The following is a 14,982-nucleotide window of genomic DNA, read 5'->3' as shown; positions in this document are numbered from 1 at the left end:
ACGATCGTCGCAATTCCCCTCGACGAAGGAGTCCCTCATGAGCGCGACCACCGAGAGCCAGGTGCTCGACAGCGTCCACGGCCAGCTGTTCATCGGCGGCGAGTGGATCGACGGCGAGCAGGGCACGATCGACGTGCGCGACCCCGCCACCGGCGAGGTCATCAAACAGATCGCGAACGGCTCGGTCGAGGACGGCGTGCGCGCGCTCGACGCCGCCGTCGACGCGCAGGAGGCCTGGGGCCGCACGCCCGCTCGCGTGCGCGGCGAGATCCTGCGGAAGGCCTTCGACCTGCTGCAGGAGCGCAAGGAGGAGTTCGCGCTCCTCATGACCATGGAGATGGGCAAGCCGCTCGCCGAGGCGCGCGGCGAGGTCGCCTACGGCGGCGAGTTCCTGCGCTGGTTCTCGGAGGAGGCCGTGCGCATCGACGGCCGCTACACGATGACACCCGAGGGCACCGGCCAGATGATCGTCACGCACCGCCCGGTCGGCCCGTGCTTCCTCATCACGCCCTGGAACTTCCCGCTCGCGATGGCCACCCGCAAGCTCGGGCCTGCGCTCGCCGCTGGCTGCACCGCGGTCGTCAAGCCCGCAACCCTGACGCCGCTGACGACGCTCGCGCTCGTCGGCCTGCTCGAGGAGGCCGGTCTGCCGAAGGGCGTCGTCAACGTCATCACGACGAAGTCGACCGGCGCGCTCTCCGAGCAGCTGCTCGCCGACCCGCGCCTGCGCAAGGTCTCGTTCACGGGCTCGACGCCGGTGGGCGTCAACCTGCTGAAGCAGGCGGCGAACAACGTGCTGAAGGCGTCGATGGAGCTCGGCGGCAACGCACCCTTCGTGGTGTTCGACGACGCGGACCTGGACAAGGCCGTCGAGGGTGCACTGCTGGCGAAGTTCCGCAACATCGGCCAGGCCTGCACCGCCGCGAACCGCTTCATCGTGCACGAGTCGGTCGCCGACGAGTTCGCCCAGCGCATCGGCGACGCCGTCAAGCAGATGAAGGTCGGCCGCGGCACCGAGGAGGGCGTCAACATCGGCCCGCTCGTCGAGGACAAGGCCGTCGACAACGCCGTGCGCCTGGTGGATGCCGCCGTCGCCGACGGCGCGACGCTGGTCGCCGGCGGCAAGGCCATCGACGGCCCCGGCTCGTTCTTCGAGCCCACCGTGCTCGACGGCGTCAACGCCGACATGGCGGTCTCAATCGAGGAGATCTTCGGCCCGGTCGTCGCCATCCAGCGCTTCAGCACCGAGGAGGACGCCGTCCGCCTCGCGAACGCCACCGAGTACGGCCTGGTCGGCTACGTCTTCACCGAGGACACCAAGCGCGGCCAGCGCATGATCGAGCTGATCGACACCGGCATGATGGGCCTCAACGTGGGCGTCGTCTCGAACGCGGCCGGTCCCTTCGGCGGCGTGAAGCAGTCGGGCCTGGGCCGCGAGGGCGGCGCCGAGGGCATCCACGAGTACCTCGAGACGAAGTACACGCTGATGCCGAACCCGTTCGCCTGAGCGGTGGAGCTCTGGGGCGACGGCCTTTTCGGGCCGTCGCCGCGACCCCAGCTCGGGGGCCTGTCCCAGGCCCCCGCCGCCAGCTCTCAGCGACGGTGATCCGGAGGGCGGGTCAGCCCAGGTCGACGATGAGCTTGCCGCGCACGTGGCCGTCCATCAGGTGCTCGTACGCTTCGCGGAACCGCTCGAGCGGGTAGCGCGCCTCGACCGGCACGAGCAGGTCACCGGATGCGGCCAGTGCCGCGAGCTCGTCGAGGGCGCCGGTGCGCTCCAGGTCGCCGGCGACGCCCCGTGCGCCGTGCGCACCCTTGACGGCGATCGCGATGCAGCGCTCGATCGGCACGCCGACCTCGAGCGCTGCGGCGACGCCGTCGGCCCCTTGGCAGTCGAAGCACGCGTCGATCGGCAGCATCGCCTCCAGGCGCTCTGCGAGCCCCTCGCCGTACGCCACCGGCTCCGCGCCGAGGGAGCGCAGGAAGTCGGCGTTGCGCTCGCTCGCCGAGCCGATCACGCGCGCTCCCTTGCGCTCGGCGAGCTGCACGGCGAGCTGACCGACACCGCCAGCACCACCGTTGATGAAGATGGTCTCGCCGCCGCGCTCGATCAGCTGCTCGACGCCGTCCCACGCGGTGCGGCCGGCGACCACGAGGCTCGCGGCGACTCCGGCGTCGAGGCCCGCGGGGATGCGGGCGAGGCGCTCACGCTCGGGCGTTACGGTCGTCCAGTCCTGGAGCGCCCGTGTGCGGGCCGAGCCGAACACGCGGTCGCCCACGACCCATCCGTCGACGCCGTCGCCGATCTCGTCGATCGTGCCGGCGATGTCGTTGCCGACGCCCATGGGCGGCTCGAGGCCGCGGCGCTCGGCGCCCGGGCCGGTGAAGATCTTCCAGTCGACGGGATTGAGCGCCGCAGACTCGACGCGGATGCGCACCTCGCCGGGGCCCGCATGCGGCTCCTCCACCTCGCGCAGCTCGAGCACCTCTGGCCCGCCGAACCGGTCGTGCATCACGCGTCGCATGCGGCCCACGCTACCCATCTGAAAGGTCAGGGAGCTGGCGCGAGCAGCTGGTGGGCGGCGAGCTCGCGGTAGAGCGGCGACGACTCCAGCAGCTCGGTATGCGTGCCGGTGGCGAGCACCCGCCCGCCGTCGAGCACCACGATCTGGTCGGCGTCGACGACCGTCGCGAGCCGGTGCGCGATCACGAGCGTGGTGCGGCCCTCGCTCGCCACGTCGAGCGCCACCTTCAGCGCGGCCTCGTTGCGGGCGTCGAGATTGGCGGTCGACTCGTCCAGCAGCAGGATCGGCGTCGAGGCGAGCAGCGCGCGGGCGATCGCCAGCCGCTGCCGCTCGCCGCCCGAGAGCAGCACGCCGCCCTCGCCGACCTCGGCGCTCAGCCCCTTCGCCGCACGGCTCACGAGCGAGCCCAGGTTCACCGAGTCGAGCGCCGCCAGCAGCTGCTCGTCATTGGCATCGGGGGCGCCCAGCCGCAGGTTGTCGCGCAGGGTGCCGGCGAGCACCGGCGCATCCTGCTCGACGTAGCCGATGCGAGCACGCAAGCTCTCGCGGTCGACCTCGCGCACGTCGACGCCCCCGACCAGCACCCGGCCGGCCGTCACGTCGTAGAAGCGCTCGACCAGTGCGAAGGTCGTCGACTTGCCCGCCCCGGATGGGCCGACGAGGGCCGTGCGCGATCCGGCAGGCACCTGGAACGAGATCTCCTCGAGCACGACGCGCTCATCCTCGGCTGCCGGATACGCGAAGGAGACGCCCTCGAACGCGACCATGGGCGCGCCCGGCCGCACGGTCAGCGCCGTGCCGGCATCCGCATCCGCCTCACCGGGCAGGCGCACGATCTCCTGGATGCGGCCGAGCGCGCCGAGGGCGACGCTGACCGCCGCGATGGCGCCGGCGAGCTGGCCCAGCGGCATCACCATCAGGAACAGGAACAGCAGGAAGCCCACCAGCTGCGAGATCTCGATCTCGCCGGTTGCCACGCGCAGGCCGCCGACACCGAGCACCACCAGGAACGACACGTTCACCGCGACGCCCAGGATCGGCACGACGAACGCCGAGATGCGCGCCACCCGCACGCCCGACTGGAAGGCGTCGCCAGCGCGCGCGCCGATGCCCTCGACCTCGCGCTCGGTGGCACCGGCAGCGCGCACGGTGCGCACGGCGCTGATCGCCCGCTCGAGCGCGCTGGTGAGATGGCCGACCTGTTCCTGCGCCTTGCCGGAGGCGCGGCTGAGCCGCGGCATGACGACGAGCATCGCCGCGATCGCGACCGCGAGCACCGCCACGGTCAGGCCCAGCAGCAGCGGGTCGATGATGAGCATGGCGATGATCGCCCCGACGAGCGTGAGCACGCCGCCGATCGACTCCACCAGCCCCTGCGTCAGCACCGCGCGCAGCAGCGTGGTGTCGCTGCCGACGCGGCTGACGAGGTCGCCGACCCGGCGGGCGTCGAACTCGCTGATCGGCAGCCGCAGCATGCGCGTCACGAGCGTGCGCCGCGTGAGCAGCACCACGTGCTCGCCCAGCACCTGCAGCAGGAAGTGCTGGAACCCGTCGCTGAGCGCCCCCACCACCACGACCACCACGAGCAGCCACGGCAGCCACTCGAGCGGCTGCTTCTCCTCGACCCGCGCGATGACCTCCTGCACCAGCACCGGCTGCGCGAGCGCGAAGGCCGCGCCCAGCACCGACAGCACGATCGCCGCCGTCAGCAGCCCCTTCTTCGGGAACAGGTAGGGCAGCAGCTCCCGCACGCTCGCCCGCGGGCCGTCGTCGCTGCGCCGTCTGCCGAACATCCCTCGTCGCTCGCTCATCCCGCGCTTCCTCGGCGCATGCGCCGCGTCGTCTGCTGCGTCCACCGGCTATCGTCTGCCGTGCTTCTTGTGGACCGCCTGGCGCGAGACGCCGAGCGCGTCGGCGATCGCCTGCCAGGCGAACCCCTCCATTCTTGCGCGTCTGACGAGCGCAGATTCCTCCCGCTCGATCTCGCGGCGGGCCTCGGCCGCCTGCGCCAGCTGCTCGAGGGTGCCGAGGGGCCGCTCGCCCGATGCGGTGAACCTCTCCATCTGTTAATGATGGTTGACACCGACGGATGCGTCAACCCAGGTTGACAACGTTGGGTGCCGCCTGTCGGTGGCAGGCAGTAGCGTGAGTGTCCGTGCCAGCACCTGTCATCGAAGCCACGGGCCTCACCAAGCGCTACGGCGGCTTCACCGCCGTCGACGGCATCGACTTCGCGATCCAGCCGGGCGAGGCGTTCGGCTTCCTGGGTCCGAACGGCGCCGGCAAGTCGACGACCATGCGCATGATCGCCGCGACCTCCACGCGCACCTCTGGCGAGCTCAGCGTGCTCGGCTTCGACCCTGCCGATCACGGGCCCGAGATCCGTGCGCAGCTGGGCATCGTGCCGCAGGCCGACCAGCTCGACGAGGAGCTGCGGGTGATCGACAACCTCATCATCTACGGCCGCTACTTCGGCCTGCCGCTGCCCTACGTGAAGCGCCGCGCCGAGGAGCTGCTGGAGTTCGCGCAGCTGACCGAGAAGCGCAAGTCCCGCGTCGACGGCCTCTCGGGCGGCATGAAGCGACGGCTCACCATCGCCCGCGGCCTCATCAACAGCCCGAAGGCGATGCTGCTCGACGAGCCCACCACCGGCCTCGACCCGCAGGCACGGCACGTGCTGTGGGATCGCCTCTTCCGCTTGAAGGAGGAGGGCACCACGCTCGTGCTCACCACGCACTACATGGATGAGGCCGAGCAGCTCTGCGACCGGCTCGTGGTGGTCGACAAGGGCACCATCGTCGCCGAGGGCAGCCCCTCCTCGCTCATCCGGCAGTACTCCACCCGCGAGGTGCTCGAGGTGCGCTTCGGCTCCGCCCGCAACGAGGAGGCGGCGAAGGCGATCGCGGGCATCGGCTCCCGCATCGAGGTGCTGCCCGATCGGGTGCTCGTGTACGACGACGACGGCGAGGCGGCGATGTCGGCGGTGCACGAGCGCGGGCTGAGCCCCATCACCTCGCTCGTGCGCCGCTCGAGCCTCGAGGACGTCTTCCTGCGGCTCACCGGAAGGTCGCTGATCGAATGACCGCGATCACGCAGCACGGGGGCATGGCGGATGCGGGTGCCGTCGACCACGCCGTCGTCGCACGCCGCGCGCGTGCCTGGGGCTGGTGGTTCGTGGCCGAGCACCGCATCCGGGCGATGCGCTCCTACGTGGCCTCCTGGATCGCCATCAGCGTCGGCTCCCCGTTCCTGTTCCTGCTCGGCCTCGGCCTGGGCCTCGGCCTGCTGGTCGACGCCAACCAGGGGGCCCAGGGCGTCGACGGCGTGCCCTACCTGGTGTTCATCGCGCCCGCGCTCGCGATGGCGACGGCCATGCAGACGGCTGCGCAGGAGAACACCTACGGCGTGTTCGGCGGCTTCAAATGGTTCCCGATGTTCTTCGCCATGAACGGCACGCCGATCGGCGCCGCCCACATCGTGGTCGGCTTCCAGGTATCGGTGCTCGTGCGGGTGCTGCTGCCGCTCGTGGCGTTCTCGCTCGTGATGGTGGTCTTCGGCATCGGCAGCCCGATCGGTGCGCTGCTGCTGCTGCCGATCGGTCTGCTGCTCGCCACCGCCGTCGGCTTCGCGGTGATGGCGTGGGTGTCGACCCAGACCGAGGACCGCGGGCAGCTCTCGTTCGTCGAGCGCTTCGTGGTCGTGCCGCTCACGCTCTTCTCGGGCACCTACTTCCCCCTCGAGACGCTGCCGGCCTTCCTGCACTGGATCGGCTGGATCTCGCCGCTCTGGCATGCGGCTGAGCTGGGCCGCGCGGCGCTCTACGACGCAGCGCTGTCGCCGCTCATGGCGCTGGTGCACATCGGCTACCTGGTGCTGCTCGCCAGTCTGACGTGCTGGCTCTCCGTCCGCACCTTCCGACGGAGGCTCGACAAGTGACCGGGCAGCGCCCGACCGAGCTGCTGCCGACCGAGCTGCTCCAGGCTCCCGCACCCACCGTTCGCGGCCCGCTGCGCGGCATCTACGCGGGCAACACCCGCTCGGTCGTGGCGCGCGGCCTGCAGGTGATGGCGCGCACGAACTGGGTGGTGGTGCTGACGGGCTTCTTCGAGCCGGTCTTCTACCTGCTCTCGATGGGCGTCGGGCTCGGCGCCCTGATCGGCACCGTCGAGTTCTACGGCGTCGACGTGGAGTACGCCGCGTACATCGCGCCCGCACTGATGGCGGTGAGCGCGATGAACGGCGCCGTCTACGACTCGACGATGAACGTCTTCTTCAAGATGAACTTCGCCAAGCTCTACCAGCAGATGCTCTCCACCTCGCTCGGCCCGCTCGACGTGGCGCTGGGCGAGATCCTGCTGGCGCTGTTCCGCGGCCTGCTCTACGCCTGCGGCTTCATGGTCGTCACCACCCTCATGGGGCTCAACCTGTCGTGGACGGCGGTGCTGGCGATCCCCGCCGCGCTGATCGTCGCCTTCGGCTTCGCTTCGTTCGGCATGGCCATCACCAGCTACATGAAGACGTTCCAGCACCTCGACTACGTGTTCTTCCTGATGATGCCGATGTTCCTGCTCTCGGCCACGTTCTTCCCCATCGAGGTCTACCCGCAGGGGTTCCAGTGGGTGATCCAGGCGATGCCGCTGTGGCACGGGGTCGACATGATCCGGCAGCTGACGACCGGGCTCATCCAGCCCTCGATCTGGTTGCACGTGCTGTACTTCGGGGTGATGATCGTGCTCGGCCTGTGGTTCACGACCGCACGGCTGCGCGCGCTGTTCCTGCGCTGACGTCCAGCCGGCGCGCCTACAGTTGCGGGCATGGCGCGCGTCGTGATCTTCGCCCCCGCACCGATGCTGACGGTGACCGTCGAGGAACTGCGCGGCGAGGCCGACGTGCATCTCCACGTCGGCGGGCAGGGCGTGTGGCAGGCACGGATGCTCGCCTCGCTCGGCGTCGACGTCGTGCTCGTGTGCACGCTCACCGGGGAGGCGGGGCGGGTCTCGCGCCACCTGCTCGACGAGGAGGGCTTCCGCGTCGAGGCGATCCAGCACGAGGGCATCAGCCCCGCCTACATCCACGACCGTCGCGGCGGCGAGCGCGTCGCCGTCGTGGAGGCTGAGGGCGAGCGGATCCCGCGCCACGCGCTCGACTCGCTGTACTCCGCGATGCTGCGCGAGGCGGCGGATGCCGATCTCGTCATCCTCTCGGGGCCGGACGGCGAGCGGACGCTCGACGCCGACGTCTACCGGCGGCTCGCGAGCGACATGCGGCAGCTCGGCAAGCCGGTGCTCGTCGACCTCGCCGGCGATCGCATGGCGGCAGCGCTGGAGGGCGGCGTGGACGTGCTGAAGGTGAGCCACGAGGAGCTCGTCGAGGACGGCCGGGTCGATGACGGCGACGACGAGTCGCAGCTGCTCGCGGCGGCGCGCAGGCTGGCCGCCGACGGCATCGCGCTGGTCGCCGTCACGCGCGCCGAGGCGGGCTCGATCGTGGTGGGGGAGCAGGGCGCGTGGCGCGTCGTGGCCCCCGAGCTCGAGCCGGTCGACCCGCGTGGCGCTGGCGACTCCTACACCGCGGGCCTCGCGGCCGTGCTCGCTGCCGGGGGCGACCACGCGCAGGCGGTGAGGACGGGGGCCGCGGCCGGTGCGGTCAACGCGACGCGGCGGGGCCTCGGCACGGGCGACGCGGAGGCCATCCGCGCGATCGCCGAGCAGGTCGAGCTGCAGGAGCTCGGCGCGGACGACGACGACGATCCAGAGGAGTGCTGATGCGGGCACTGATCACCAACGACGACGGGATCGACTCGCCAGGGCTCGTGGCACTGGCGGGAGCCGCTGCGGCAGCGGGCCTCGAGGTGGTGATCGCGGCCCCGGCGCATGAGCACTCCGGCGCCAGCGCCTCCATCATCGCCACGCAGGGCTCTGCGGTGACTGCGGCCGGGGGCAAGGGCACGGTGCGCTCCGAGCGGCGCAGTTTGCCGGGTATCGACGGGGACGCCTACGCCGTGCACGCCGCACCCGCTCTCATCACGCTGCTCGCGCTGCACGGCTCGTTCGGAGGCAAGCCCGACGTGGTGCTCAGCGGCATCAACCGGGGCGCGAACGTCGGCGGCGCCATCATGCACTCCGGCACCGTCGGTGCGGCGCTCACCGCCGGGCAGGGCGGCGTGCGGGCGCTCGCCGTCTCGCTCGACGTCGGCCTGGTCGAGCAGCACGAGCAGCACTGGGCGAGCGCCGCGACCGTGGCGGGCGGCGCGCTGGCGCGGCTGCTGGGCGCGCCCGCCGGCACGGTGCTGAACCTGAACGTGCCCAACGTCGCCGACGCGGCCGGGCTGGAGCTGGTGGAGGCGCCGCTGGCGCCGTTCGGCATCGTGCAGACCACGCTCACCGAGCTCGCCGGCGACGAGGTGCGGCTGTCCATCCGCGAGCATCGGGCAGACGATGCGCCGGGCAGCGACATGGAGCGGCTGGCGGCCGGCTTCGCGACCATCACGGCGGTGCAGACGATCGCCGAGCGGGGGGCATGAGCGCGGCCGGCCACCCTCCCGGGCGGCCGGCCGAACGCATCCGCTCTCTCGCGCGTCAGCGCTCCATGTCGACGTCCTTCGTCTCCTTCGAGAGCAGCAGCGCGACGAGCGTCAGCGCGCCCGCCGCGGACAGGTAGACGCCCACCCAGAACGGGCTGCCGCCGCCGGCCGTCCACAGCGCCACCGCGATGAACGGGGCGACCGCTGCGCCGAGGATCGACGAGACGTTGTAGCTCACGCCCGAGCCGGTGTAGCGCACGTTGGTGGGGAACAGCTCGGGCAGCAGCGCGCCCATCGGGCCGAAGGTGAAGCCCATCAGCGACATGCCGATGATCAGCCACATGATGACGCCGAAGAAGCCACCGCCGGTCAGCGGCACCCACAGCAGCCCGAAGGCGATGATCGCGAGCGTCACCCAGATGAGCAGCTTCCGCCGGCCGAAGCGGTCGGCGAGCGGGCCGGAGACGAGCGTGAAGATGCCGAAGAACACCACGCCCACGATGAGCATCAGCACGAAGGTGTTGTACGAGTAGCCCAGGCCCGGCACCTCGGCGTCCACCGGCGCGCGGCCGTAGGTGAGCGAGAACGCGGTCATCAGGTAGAAGAGCACGTAGGTGGCGAGCATGAAGAAGGTGCCCAGGATGAGCTCCCTCCAGTGGTCGCGGAACACGGTCGCCAGCGGCAGGCGCTGGATGGTGCCGGTGGTCTTCGCCTTCTCGAACGAGGTCGACTCGACCAGCTTCAGCCGCACCCACAGGCCGACGATGACCATGACGGCCGAGAACAGGAAGGGGATGCGCCAGCCCCACTCGAGGAACGCATCCGACGGCATCGAGGGGTCGTCGCTCGGCAGCGCCGCAGCGATGATGAGGAAGAGCCCGTTGGCGATGATGAAGCCGATCGGCGCGCCCAGCTGCGGGAAGGTGCCGTACCAGGCGCGCTTGCCGGCAGGGGCGTTCTCGGTCGCGACCAGCGCCGCACCCGACCACTCGCCGCCGAGGGCGAAGCCCTGCGCGAGGCGCATGAGCACCAGCAGCGCGGCGGCGAACCAGCCGATCTGGCCGTAGGTGGGCAGCAGGCCGATCAGGAAGGTGGCGATCCCCATCGTCAGCAGCGCCCCGACCAGCGTGAGCTTGCGCCCGTGCTTGTCGCCCAGATGGCCGAAGACGACCGAGCCGATGGGGCGCGCGACCATCGCGGCGCCGAACGCGGCGAAGGAGGCCAGCAGCGCCGTGGTGTCGTCGCCGGTGGGGAAGAAGAGGTGCGGGAACACCAGCACGGCAGCCGTCGCGTAGACGTAGAAGTCGTAGAACTCGATCGTGGTGCCGATGAGGCTGGCGAAGAGGACGCGGCCGCGCGAGTTTGCCGGCTGCTGCTGCGACGACACCGCGGTCGCCTGAGATGCGGAGATGGACATGCGTGCTTCCTGAATGCGGTTCGCGCGCGATCGAGTGCGGGTGTGCAGCGCGCGGGGGAGCGGTCCGCTCGTGGCGGGCCGGTCGCGTCGGAGACACCCTCGGCTCCGCTGGGACGACACTCGAGTGTAACGGCTGTGGAGCGGGACGGTCGCGCTCAATGCAGCCCGTCGCGACGCATCCGCCCGCCGGCGGAACGGAGCCCCGGGCCCGAGACGGGCCCGGGCGCTGGGGTCGCGGCTGAGGCCCGAAAGGGCCTCAGCCCATAGCTCCACCGCGCAGCGAGCGCAGCGCCAGGGCCGCCTCGACGACCGCCTCGGCGGCCTCGCGGCCCTTGTCCTCCTTGGAGCCGGGGAGGCCGGCGCGGTCGATCCCCTGCTGCTCGTCGTCGAGCGTGAGCACGCCGAAGCCGACCGGCTTGCCGGTGCGCACGGCCACCTCGGTGAGGCCCATCGTCGCGGCCTCGGAGACGTACTCGAAGTGCGGCGTGCCGCCGCGGATGATGACGCCGAGCGCCACGGCCCCGTCGAAGCCGGCCTCGAGCGCCGCCTGCGCCACGACCGGCAGCTCGAACGAGCCCGGCACCGGCAGCTCGGTCACCTCGGCCCCCATCTCGGCGAGCGCGCGGCGCGAGCCCTCCAGCAGTCCGGTGGCGATCTGCTCGTGCCAGCGGCCGTGCACGATCGCGATCCTCAGCCCGCTCGCATCCAGCCCCGTCGCATCGGGCCCGGCGCCGTCGGGACGTCCTTCTCCAGCCATGGCTCAGCCCTCTCCCTGCTCGTCGTTCTGCGTGATGACCTCCGGCAGCCGGTGACCCATGCGGTCGCGCTTGGCCTCGAGGTAGTGCTCGTTGTGGGCGCCGACGCCCACCAGCAGCGGCACGAGCTCCTGCACCTCGACGCCGTGCTGCTCGAGCGCCTCTCGCTTGAGCGGGTTGTTCGAGAGCAGCCGCACCGACGCCACGCCCTGCTGCCGGATGATCGCCGCGGCCGCGCCGTACTCGCGCGCATCGGCGGGCAGGCCGAGCGCCAGGTTGGCGTCGAGCGTGTCGAGGCCCTCCTCCTGCAGCTTGTAGGCGCGCAGCTTGTTGATCAGGCCGATGCCGCGCCCCTCCTGGCCGCGCAGGTAGACGACCATGCCGCCGCCGTTCTGCTGGATCTGCTGCATGGCGTCGTCGAGCTGCGGCCCGCACTCGCACTTGAGCGAGTGCAGCGCCTCGCCGGTGAGGCACTCGGAGTGCACGCGCACGAGCGCGCCGTCGCCGAGCTGGTCGCCGGAGATGATTGCCAGGTGGTCGGCGCCCGTCTGCCGGTCGCGGTAGGCGGCGATGCGGAAGGTGCCGAAGCGCGTCGGCACGTTCGTCTCCACCTCGAAGGAGACGCGCGCCGACTCCTCGTTCGCGCCGCCGCAGGCCGTGGGGATGCCGCCGGCGTCGAGGTAGCCGATCAGATCGGCGATGGTGATCACCGGCAGGTCGTGCTCCTCGCCGAAGGCGATCAGCGAGGGCAGCCGGCGCATCTCGCCGGCATCCTCGACCAGCTCGCCGATCACGCCGACCGGGGAGAGGCCGGCAAGCTGCATCAGCTCGACCGCCGCCTCGGTGTGGCCGGGGCGCGCGCGCACGCCGCCCTCGACGGCGCGCAGCGGCACGATGTGGCCGGGGCGGCGCAGGCTCGACGCGTCGGAGTCGGGGTCGGCGAGCACGCGCAGGGTGTGCGCGCGGTCGTCCGCCGAGATGCCGGTCGACGAGCGATCGGCGGCGTCGACCGTGATCGTGTACGCCGTCTGCCGCTCGTCCTCGTTCTCGAGCACCATCAGCGGCAACCCCAGCTCGTCGGCCCGCTCGGCCGTCAGCGGCGCGCACAGGTAGCCGGAGGTGTGGCGCACCATGAAGGCGATCCACTCGGCGGTCGCCAGCTGCGCCGACATGATCAGGTCGCCCTCGTTCTCGCGACCCTCGTCGTCGACGACGATGACGGGCTTGCGCTCGCGGAGCGCCTTCAGCGCGACGTCGATGGTGGTGATGCTCATCGCTTTCCCTCCAGCTGCAGCATGCGCTCGACGTGCCGAGCGACGATATCGGTCTCGATGTTGACGCGCTCGCCCACGGCGCGGAAGCCGAGCGTGGTCGTCTCGAGCGTCTCGGGGATGAGCGAGACCTCGAACCACTGCTCGGCCTGGTCGGCATCGCTGATGCCCGAGACCGTCAGCGAGATGCCGTCGATCGCGATCGAGCCCTTGGTGGTCACCAGCCGCGCGTGCTCGCCGTCGAGCGAGCACCGCACGGTGCGCTGGCCGTCGCCCTCGGTGATCGCGAGCACGGTGGCGGTGCCGTCGATGTGACCCTGCACGATGTGGCCGCCGAGGCGGTCGCCGACCGCAGCCGCGCGCTCCAGGTTGACGCGGTCGCCGGGGCTGCGGTCGCCCAGTGTGGACATGTCGACCGAGACCTGCATGACGTCGGCGGTGAACGCATCCGTCGTCTGGTCGACGACGGTGAGGCACAGGCCGTTCACCGCGATCGAGTCGCCGTGGGATGCGTCGCTGACGGCCAGCGGGCCGCGCACGGTGAGGCGCCAGGCCGCTCCGTTGGGCTCGAACGAGACGATCTCGCCGAGCTCCTCGATGATGCCGGTGAACATCAGTGCTCGCCTTCTGTCGTGGCCTCGACCAGGAGGTCGCGGCCGAGCTGCTCGAGCCGTGTCACCGTGAGGCGGCGCTGCTCGTCGATGGTGCCGACGCCGATGGCGTCGATGGCGGTGCGCGGTCCCCCGAGGAGGGTCGGCGCGATGTAGACGGTGAGGCGGTCGGCGAGGCCGGCGCGGATGAAGGCGCTCGCGAGCGTCGGCCCGCCCTCGACGTAGAGGGACTGGAGCCCCGAGGCGGCGAGGGCGGCGAGCTCGCGCTCGAGGTCGTGCCCGGCCGTGCGATGGCCGCGCGGGTGGTTGCGGACGGCAGCTTCGTCGGGGATGGCGCGCTCGCCGAAGACGACGGGGACGGGCTGCGGGGGGTGCTCGACCCCGTCGATGCGGGCGGTGAGCCTCGGGTCGTCGGCGAGCACCGTGCCGGTGCCGACGGCGATCGCGTCGTGCGCGCTGCGCTCGCGATGCACGTGGGCGCGCGCCTCCGGGCCGGTGATCCACCGACTGGTGCCATCGGCGGCTGCGGCGCGACCGTCGAGCGACTGTGCCCACTTGATCGTCACGCGCGGGCGGCCGGTGCGCTGCACGAACAGCCAGTCGGCGATCAGGGCGTCTGCCTCCGGCACGTCGAGCCGATCGATCTCGACGCCTGCCTCGCGCAGGCGCGTGGCGCCGTGGCTCGACTCGTCGCCGGGGTCGGAGGCGCCGTAGACGACGCGGGCGATGCCGGCATCGATGAGCGCGATGGCACACGGGCCGGTGCGGCCGGTGTGGTTGCAGGGCTCGAGGGTCACGATCGCGGTCGCGCCGGCGGCCTCGTCGGGGGCGAGCTGCGAGAGCGCATCGACCTCGGCGTGCGGGCTGCCGGTGCCGCGGTGGAAGCCCTCGGCGAGGGTGCGGCCGTCGGCGGCAAGGATGACGGCGCCCACCTGCGGGTTGGTGCTGCGCGGTCCCTGCAGCGCGAGCACGCGCGCGCGAGCCATCGCGTCGCGCTCTGCTGCGGTGATTCCCGACATCCGTCCCTCTCCGAACGAGCACGGGGAACGGAGGGTCGGCGGTCGACCCTGCGTGCGCCTCCCCTCCGGACTCTCACCGTCGGTGCTGGAATTCCACCAGCTCAGCCGATCGCCCCGCTCGTCTGGACGCAGGTCGCTCGGGTCGCGGACTCTCACCGCCGGTTCAGACTTGCACTGACCCCGGGCACGTTGCACTGCCACCCTACAACTCACGCGCGCGGCCGCCCATTCCCGTCGTGGCGCAATGCCGCACACCGCTCTCGCACCGGCAGTCCTACCACGGTAGGATGCCGGTATGAAGATCAGCATCAGCCTTCCCGACGAGGACGTCGAGGCGCTGGACGAGTTTGCGCGCGCCGCTGGCCTGCCGTCGCGCTCAGCGGCGCTGCAGCACGCCGTCCGCATGCTTCGCATGCCGGAGCTCGAGGACGACTACGAGGCGGCCTGGGCACAGTGGGAGGAGTCCGGCGATCGCGCAGCCTGGGAGTCGGTCACCGGCGACGGGGTCGGCGTTGCGCCGCGGTGAGATCCGGCTCGTCGATCTCGAGCCGGTGGTCGGCAGCGAGGCGAGCAAGCGTCGCCCGGCGGTGATCGTGAGCAACGACCGTGCGAACGCGGTCGCTGCGCGCCTCGGGCGTGGTGTGGTCACGGTTGTGCCGATCACGAGCTCGACAGCGCGAGTCTTCCCGTTCCAGGCGCTGCTGCCGGCGGCCCCGACCGGTCTCGGGCAGGATTCCAAGGCGCAAGCCGAGCAGGTGCGGTCGGTCGCGGTCGAGCGCATCGGCGTCGCGGTCGGTCATGTGCCGGTTGCACTGATGCGAGAGGTCGACGAGGCACTGCGCCTCCACCTGCAGCTCTAGA

The 14,982-nt window shown here is 71.5% G+C and carries 16 protein-coding genes and 1 riboswitch; of the genes, 8 read left to right on the top strand and 8 right to left on the bottom strand.

Going from position 1 to position 14,982, the window contains the following annotated elements; translation table 11 throughout:
* Positions 1-37: 37 nt before the first annotated feature.
* Positions 38-1,507 (top strand): NAD-dependent succinate-semialdehyde dehydrogenase, encoded by a 1,470-nt coding sequence (locus J1M46_RS08360; protein WP_206447395.1) that lies wholly within the window; start codon positions 38-40, stop codon positions 1,505-1,507.
* Between the two features lie 112 nt (positions 1,508-1,619).
* On the opposite strand, the gene J1M46_RS08355 is transcribed toward J1M46_RS08360, so the two are convergent.
* Genes J1M46_RS08355 through J1M46_RS08345 form a run of 3 tightly spaced genes read right to left on the bottom strand, consistent with a single transcriptional unit; the run spans position 1,620 to position 4,588 of the window.
* Positions 1,620-2,525, bottom strand: a complete 906-nt coding sequence (locus J1M46_RS08355) for an NADP-dependent oxidoreductase (protein ID WP_206447394.1) — start codon at positions 2,523-2,525, stop codon at positions 1,620-1,622.
* A 26-nt stretch (positions 2,526-2,551) separates the two neighbouring features.
* Positions 2,552-4,336, bottom strand: coding sequence for an ABC transporter ATP-binding protein (locus J1M46_RS08350; protein ID WP_206447393.1), 1,785 nt, complete (start codon positions 4,334-4,336; stop codon positions 2,552-2,554).
* 48 nt (positions 4,337-4,384) lie between these two features.
* Complete coding sequence (locus J1M46_RS08345; RefSeq protein ID WP_206447392.1) at positions 4,385-4,588, bottom strand: AsnC family protein; 204 nt, start codon at positions 4,586-4,588, stop codon at positions 4,385-4,387.
* Between the two features lie 92 nt (positions 4,589-4,680).
* Between J1M46_RS08345 and J1M46_RS08340 the strand changes: the two genes are divergently transcribed.
* From J1M46_RS08340 to surE, 5 genes are read left to right on the top strand one after another with little or no spacing between them, the layout of a single operon-like run.
* On the top strand, positions 4,681-5,607 hold the full coding sequence (locus tag J1M46_RS08340; protein WP_206447391.1) for an ATP-binding cassette domain-containing protein: 927 nt from the start codon (positions 4,681-4,683) through the stop codon (positions 5,605-5,607).
* On the top strand, positions 5,604-6,461 hold the full coding sequence (locus J1M46_RS08335; protein ID WP_206447390.1) for an ABC transporter permease: 858 nt from the start codon (positions 5,604-5,606) through the stop codon (positions 6,459-6,461). Before J1M46_RS08340 ends, J1M46_RS08335 begins: the two co-directional genes overlap by 4 nt.
* 23 nt (positions 6,462-6,484) lie before the next feature.
* Entirely contained in the window at positions 6,485-7,309 is an 825-nt protein-coding gene (locus J1M46_RS08330) for an ABC transporter permease (RefSeq protein WP_446698590.1), read from the top strand.
* A gap of 30 nt (positions 7,310-7,339) precedes the next feature.
* Positions 7,340-8,290: a 1-phosphofructokinase family hexose kinase gene (locus J1M46_RS08325; protein ID WP_206447389.1), complete on the top strand. Its 951-nt coding sequence runs from the start codon at positions 7,340-7,342 to the stop codon at positions 8,288-8,290.
* Positions 8,290-9,048 (top strand): 5'/3'-nucleotidase SurE, encoded by a 759-nt coding sequence (surE, locus tag J1M46_RS08320; RefSeq protein ID WP_241249066.1) that lies wholly within the window; start codon positions 8,290-8,292, stop codon positions 9,046-9,048. The genes J1M46_RS08325 and surE overlap by 1 nt, the downstream gene beginning before the upstream one ends.
* Before the next feature lie 55 nt (positions 9,049-9,103).
* Here surE and J1M46_RS08315 read toward each other — a convergent pair whose 3' ends face one another.
* The 5 genes from J1M46_RS08315 to ribD all read right to left on the bottom strand — a co-directional run bounded on the left by J1M46_RS08315 (position 9,104) and on the right by ribD (position 14,121).
* Positions 9,104-10,465 carry an MFS transporter gene (locus J1M46_RS08315; RefSeq protein WP_206447388.1) on the bottom strand — a complete coding sequence of 454 codons (1,362 nt, stop codon included), beginning with the start codon at positions 10,463-10,465 and terminating at the stop codon, positions 9,104-9,106.
* Positions 10,466-10,721: 256 nt separating this feature from the next.
* Positions 10,722-11,222 carry a 6,7-dimethyl-8-ribityllumazine synthase gene (gene ribH / locus J1M46_RS08310; RefSeq protein WP_206447387.1) on the bottom strand — a complete coding sequence of 167 codons (501 nt, stop codon included), beginning with the start codon at positions 11,220-11,222 and terminating at the stop codon, positions 10,722-10,724.
* 3 nt (positions 11,223-11,225) lie between these two features.
* Complete coding sequence (gene ribB / locus J1M46_RS08305) at positions 11,226-12,494, bottom strand: 3,4-dihydroxy-2-butanone-4-phosphate synthase (protein ID WP_206447386.1); 1,269 nt, start codon at positions 12,492-12,494, stop codon at positions 11,226-11,228.
* Positions 12,491-13,105, bottom strand: coding sequence for a riboflavin synthase (locus tag J1M46_RS08300; protein ID WP_206447385.1), 615 nt, complete (start codon positions 13,103-13,105; stop codon positions 12,491-12,493). The genes ribB and J1M46_RS08300 overlap by 4 nt, the downstream gene beginning before the upstream one ends.
* Entirely contained in the window at positions 13,105-14,121 is a 1,017-nt protein-coding gene (gene ribD / locus J1M46_RS08295; RefSeq protein WP_206447384.1) for a bifunctional diaminohydroxyphosphoribosylaminopyrimidine deaminase/5-amino-6-(5-phosphoribosylamino)uracil reductase RibD, read from the bottom strand. Before ribD ends, J1M46_RS08300 begins: the two co-directional genes overlap by 1 nt.
* 49 nt (positions 14,122-14,170) lie before the next feature.
* A riboswitch (FMN riboswitch) is annotated at positions 14,171-14,312 on the bottom strand.
* A gap of 104 nt (positions 14,313-14,416) precedes the next feature.
* Here ribD and J1M46_RS08290 point away from each other — a divergent pair.
* Both J1M46_RS08290 and J1M46_RS08285 read left to right on the top strand, forming a co-directional pair.
* On the top strand, positions 14,417-14,647 hold the full coding sequence (locus J1M46_RS08290) for a ribbon-helix-helix domain-containing protein (protein WP_206447383.1): 231 nt from the start codon (positions 14,417-14,419) through the stop codon (positions 14,645-14,647).
* Positions 14,634-14,981: a type II toxin-antitoxin system PemK/MazF family toxin gene (locus J1M46_RS08285; RefSeq protein WP_206447382.1), complete on the top strand. Its 348-nt coding sequence runs from the start codon at positions 14,634-14,636 to the stop codon at positions 14,979-14,981. Before J1M46_RS08290 ends, J1M46_RS08285 begins: the two co-directional genes overlap by 14 nt.
* The last annotated feature ends 1 nt before the right edge of the window (position 14,982 follow it).

Source organism: Agrococcus sp. KRD186, from assembly GCF_017168255.1.
Lineage (GTDB): Bacteria > Actinomycetota > Actinomycetes > Actinomycetales > Microbacteriaceae > Agrococcus.
The sequence above is the reverse complement of the archived record's forward strand: the minus strand, read 5'-3'. Positions and strand labels throughout refer to the sequence as shown.

Coding starts and splice junctions, on each gene's coding strand:
- J1M46_RS08290 (WP_206447383.1), top strand. CDS start 14,417: ATGAAGATCAGCATCAGCCTTCCCGACGAGGACGTCGAGGCGCTGGAC.
- ribD (WP_206447384.1), bottom strand. CDS start 14,121: ATGTCGGGAATCACCGCAGCAGAGCGCGACGCGATGGCTCGCGCGCGC.
- J1M46_RS08350 (WP_206447393.1), bottom strand. CDS start 4,336: ATGAGCGAGCGACGAGGGATGTTCGGCAGACGGCGCAGCGACGACGGC.
- J1M46_RS08315 (WP_206447388.1), bottom strand. CDS start 10,465: ATGTCCATCTCCGCATCTCAGGCGACCGCGGTGTCGTCGCAGCAGCAG.
- J1M46_RS08335 (WP_206447390.1), top strand. CDS start 5,604: ATGACCGCGATCACGCAGCACGGGGGCATGGCGGATGCGGGTGCCGTC.
- J1M46_RS08300 (WP_206447385.1), bottom strand. CDS start 13,105: ATGTTCACCGGCATCATCGAGGAGCTCGGCGAGATCGTCTCGTTCGAG.
- J1M46_RS08325 (WP_206447389.1), top strand. CDS start 7,340: ATGGCGCGCGTCGTGATCTTCGCCCCCGCACCGATGCTGACGGTGACC.
- J1M46_RS08345 (WP_206447392.1), bottom strand. CDS start 4,588: ATGGAGAGGTTCACCGCATCGGGCGAGCGGCCCCTCGGCACCCTCGAG.
- ribH (WP_206447387.1), bottom strand. CDS start 11,222: ATGGCTGGAGAAGGACGTCCCGACGGCGCCGGGCCCGATGCGACGGGG.
- J1M46_RS08355 (WP_206447394.1), bottom strand. CDS start 2,525: ATGCGACGCGTGATGCACGACCGGTTCGGCGGGCCAGAGGTGCTCGAG.
- ribB (WP_206447386.1), bottom strand. CDS start 12,494: ATGAGCATCACCACCATCGACGTCGCGCTGAAGGCGCTCCGCGAGCGC.
- surE (WP_241249066.1), top strand. CDS start 8,290: ATGCGGGCACTGATCACCAACGACGACGGGATCGACTCGCCAGGGCTC.
- J1M46_RS08360 (WP_206447395.1), top strand. CDS start 38: ATGAGCGCGACCACCGAGAGCCAGGTGCTCGACAGCGTCCACGGCCAG.